Origin of the sequence: Pseudomonas sp. LSJ-87 (genome assembly GCF_032971465.1) — a bacterium.
In the GTDB taxonomy this organism is placed as follows: domain Bacteria; phylum Pseudomonadota; class Gammaproteobacteria; order Pseudomonadales; family Pseudomonadaceae; genus Aquipseudomonas; species Aquipseudomonas putida_Z.
In genome coordinates this window covers 1-662 of sequence record NZ_JAWJYQ010000113.1, presented here as the reverse complement: position 1 = coordinate 662, position 662 = coordinate 1, and the positions used below count along the sequence as shown (strand labels likewise).

Here is a 662-nt window from a genome sequence, read left to right as displayed (position 1 = left end):
GTCCCAGTTGTAGGCGACCGGTTTGACGCCCCATCGTTTGCGACTGAAGATGTAGATACGGTCATATCGAAACTCATAAATATATATTTTCTGGCGAAGTCGATTGAAACGAATAGGCTCGTCTCTAGGGGCAACCAGATCAAGCCTGACATAGGCAGTCAAAGCCCCTAATGCTACCGGAAGAAGAGCTATTGATATGTTTGTAAGCCAGTCGCGCGGCCAATTGCCATGCAAAAGGATCCAATATAAGTAAAGCGTCATTCCTAAAGCGAATAGCAAACCCGGAACCCCAATCAAAAATATAACACCTCGAAGGATGGTGCTGCTCCGCGGTAACTCGAGATATACATCATCGAAATAGTTTGGCGACGGCTTGACACACGTCCACACTTCCCGCCACTTTGGAACTTCATGCACCGTGGGAAGGTCATGGCTCCAGCCTAAAGCGCGCTCGCACAAAACTTTATCATCACGCTTCACTCGCTAATCTCCCTGGCACAAATCTCAATGTACCCACTTGGCATCTAGGCAGAGCGTGTAGCAGCTTGCCGTAGGGCCTAGCTGTGCAGGGGCCTTGGAACAGTGAGGCTGCCGCAACCTATGGCAGCCTATACCCTCTAGGCCCAGGAGCATCGGCCCTCTCATTCAGATGGGGCAGTACG

Annotated in this window: 1 protein-coding gene; it reads right to left on the bottom strand. The window is 50.9% G+C overall.

What is annotated here, in order from left to right; genetic code table 11:
• Positions 1–480, bottom strand: a 480-nt coding sequence (locus RYH74_RS26305; protein WP_317410621.1) for a DUF6708 domain-containing protein, incomplete at its 3' end; no start/stop codon positions are given.
• Between the last annotated feature and the right edge of the window lie 182 nt (positions 481–662).